We start from the raw sequence: 3,399 nt of genomic DNA, 5'->3' as shown, positions 1-3,399 counted from the left end.
AACGGTCAATTCAAGACCTCCTACCGCGCCGACCAGCAGATCTTCCCGATCGCGCAGGACCGCTGGGTCATCCTGGCCTTCATCGCCTTCGCCTTCATCGGCGTGCCGATGCTGGCCGATGAATACATGTTCCGCGCCATCCTCATCCCCTTCCTGATCCTGGCACTGGCCGCGCTCGGGGTGAACATCCTGGTGGGCTACTGCGGACAGATCAGCCTGGGCTCGGGCGCCTTCATGGCCGTGGGCGCCTACATGGCCTACAACACCTACGTGCGCATCGAGGGCATGCCGCTGATCATCGCCCTGCTCTCGGGCGGCTTCTTCGCCACCCTGGTGGGCATGTTCTTCGGCATCCCCAGCCTGCGCGTGAAGGGCCTGTACCTGGCGGTGGCCACGCTGGCCGCGCAGTTCTTCTGCGACTGGGCGTTCCTGCGCATCGGCTGGTTCACCAACAACACCGCCTCGGGCTCGGTCTCGGTCTCCAACCTCAGCGTGCTGGGCTGGACCATCAACACGCCGGTGGAGAAGTACCTCTTCTGCCTGGGTTTCCTGGTGGTCTTCGCGCTGCTGGCCAAGAACCTCGTTCGATCGGCGATCGGGCGCGAGTGGATGGCCATCCGCGACATGGACGTGGCCGCCGCGGTCATCGGCATCCGCCCGATGTACGCCAAGCTCAGCGCGTTTGCCGTGAGCAGTTTCATCATCGGCGTGGCCGGTGGCCTGTGGGGCTTCGTGCACCTGGGCTCCTGGGAGCCAGCGGCCTTCTCCATCGACCGCAGCTTCCAGCTGCTCTTCATGGTGATCATCGGCGGCATGGGCTCGATCATGGGCAGCTTCTTCGGCGCGGCATTCATCGTCATCCTGCCCATCTTCCTCAACCAGTTCCTGCCCGCGGTCGGTTCGATGTTCGGCGTGGAGATCTCCACCGCCGCGATCTCACACACCGAATTCATGATCTTCGGCGCCCTCATCGTCTGGTTCCTCATCGTCGAGCCCCACGGCCTGGCCAAGCTGTGGAGCATCGCCAAACAGAAGTTGCGGCTCTGGCCCTTTCCGCACTGAGTCCGGAACGGCTCAGGCCGTCCGGCATCCAAGGGTCATCGTCAGTGTTGTGTTGGTCTGTGTTTGATTTTTACTAGGAGACAAGAGATGAAACTGCGAAATCTGGTCCTGTCCGTGTCCATCGCATGCGCGGGTGTGTCCGCCGCGCTGGTGGCACCAAGCGCCATGGCGCAAGCCAAGGAACAATTCTTCCCGTCGCTGGTGTACCGCACCGGCGCCTACGCGCCCAACGGCGTGCCCTTTGCCAACGGTTATGCCGACTACCTGAAGCTGACCAATGCGCGCGGCGGCATCAACGGCGTGCAGGTGTCGTTTGAAGAGTGCGAAACCGGCTATGCCACCGACCGCGGTGTGGAGTGCTACGAGCGCCTCAAAGGCAAGAACGGCGGCGCCACCGTGTTCCAGCCTCTGTCCACCGGCATCACCTTCGCGTTGACCGAAAAAGCACCTGTCGACAAGATTCCGCTGATCACCGCCGGCTATGGCCGCAGCGAGTCCGCCGACGGCGGCGTGTTCAAGTGGAACTTCCCGATCGCCGGCACCTACTGGGTGGCGGCCGACGTGCTGATCCAGCACATCGCCAAGAAAGAGGGCGGCGTCGACAAGCTCAAGGGCAAGAAGATTGCCTTGGTCTACCACGACAGCCCGTTTGGCAAGGAACCCATTCCTCTGCTGCAGGAACGCGCCGCCATGCACGGCTTCCAGCTGAGCCTGCTGCCCGTGACACACCCGGGCGTGGAGCAGAAGGCCACCTGGCTGCAGATCCGCCGTGATCGCCCCGACTACGTGATCAACTGGGGCTGGGGCGTGATGAACTCCACCCTGCTGAAAGAAGCACAGGCCACCGGCTACCCGCGCGAGAAGATCTATGGCGTGTGGTGGGCCGGTGCCGAGCCTGACGTGAAAGACGTGGGCATGGGCGCCAAGGGCTACAACGCCATCACGATGCAGCACGGCACCGAAAAGGGCGCTGCCATCTCGAAGGAAATCCTGGCCAAGTTGCACGACAAGAACCAGGGCACAGGCCCCAGGGATGAAGTGGGCGAGGTGCTCTACATGCGTGGTCTGATCAGTGCCATGTTTGCGGTGGAGGGCGTGCGCCAGGCACAGGAGAAATACGGCAAGGGCAAGGTCATGACCGGCGAGCAGGCCCGCTGGGGTTACGAGAACCTGAACCTGACGCAGGCCAAGCTCGATGCGCTGGGCTTCAAGGGCGTGATGCGCCCCATTTCCACCAGCTGCCAGGACCACATGGGCGCCGCCTGGGCCCGTATCCACACCTGGAACGGCAGCCAGTGGGAGTTCAGCAGCGACTGGTACCAGGGTGACGAGCAGATCATCAAGCCGATGGTCAAGGCCGCTGCCGACAAGTACGCCGCCGAGAAGAAGTTGACGCGTCGTGCACCGTCGGACTGCCAGTCCTGATCGACTGAGCGAATGAACCTGGCGGCTCGCAAGAGCCGCCAATTCAAAGCCCTGCGCACAGCCGGTCTTTGAATTGGCCACACAGGACACCCCCATGACCACCCCAGAGAGCACCCCCAACATCGTCCTCAACGTCAACGGCATCGAGGTCATCTACAACCACGTGATCCTCGTGCTCAAGGGCGTCTCGCTCAACGTGCCCGAGGGCAAGATCGCCGCCGTGCTCGGTGGCAACGGCGCAGGCAAGACCACCACCCTTCGCGCCATCTCCAACCTGCTCAAGGCAGAGCGTGGTGAAGTGACCAAGGGCAGCATCGAGCTGCGCGGCGAACGCATCGAGAACCTCAGCACCTCCGACCTCGTGCAGCGCGGCGTGGTGCAGGTGATGGAAGGGCGGCATTGTTTTGCCCACCTCACCATCGAAGAAAACCTCATGACCGGCTCCTACACCCGCAAGGACAAGGCCGAGATCGCGCGCAACCTGGAGAAGGTCTACAACTACTTCCCGCGCCTGAAAACCCGGCGCACCAGCCAGGCCGCCTACACCTCGGGCGGTGAGCAGCAGATGTGCGCCATCGGCCGCGCGCTGATGACCAACCCCAGTGTGATGCTGCTGGATGAACCCTCCATGGGGCTGGCGCCGCAGATCGTTGAGGAAGTGTTCGAGATCGTGAAAGACCTCAACCAGAAAGAGAAGGTCACCTTCCTGCTGGCCGAACAGAACACCAACATGGCGCTCAAGTACGCCGACTACGGCTACATCATGGAGAGCGGGCGCATCGTGATGGACGGCCTGGCCAGCGAGTTGCGCAACAACGAGGACGTGAAAGAGTTCTACCTGGGCATGGGCGGAGGTGAGCGCAAGAGCTTCAAAGACGTGAAAAGCTACAAACGGCGCAAGCGCTGGCTGGC

Annotated in this window: 3 protein-coding genes; all 3 read left to right on the top strand. The window is 62.7% G+C overall.

Annotated elements, in window-relative coordinates; genetic code table 11:
* On the top strand, positions 1-1,062 hold a 1,062-nt coding region (locus Q0C59_RS17780), incomplete at its 5' end, for a branched-chain amino acid ABC transporter permease (protein WP_291218031.1).
* An 87-nt stretch (positions 1,063-1,149) separates the two neighbouring features.
* Positions 1,150-2,487: an ABC transporter substrate-binding protein gene (locus tag Q0C59_RS17775; protein ID WP_291218029.1), complete on the top strand. Its 1,338-nt coding sequence runs from the start codon at positions 1,150-1,152 to the stop codon at positions 2,485-2,487.
* A gap of 94 nt (positions 2,488-2,581) precedes the next feature.
* Positions 2,582-3,399 (top strand): ABC transporter ATP-binding protein (locus tag Q0C59_RS17770; RefSeq protein ID WP_291218026.1); only part of this gene is annotated, 818 nt, incomplete at its 3' end.

Origin of the sequence: Hydrogenophaga sp., assembly GCF_022844385.1 — a bacterium.
GTDB lineage: Bacteria > Pseudomonadota > Gammaproteobacteria > Burkholderiales > Burkholderiaceae_C > Hydrogenophaga.
Note: the sequence above shows the minus strand (reverse complement) of the source record. Positions and strands in the feature narration are given on the sequence as shown.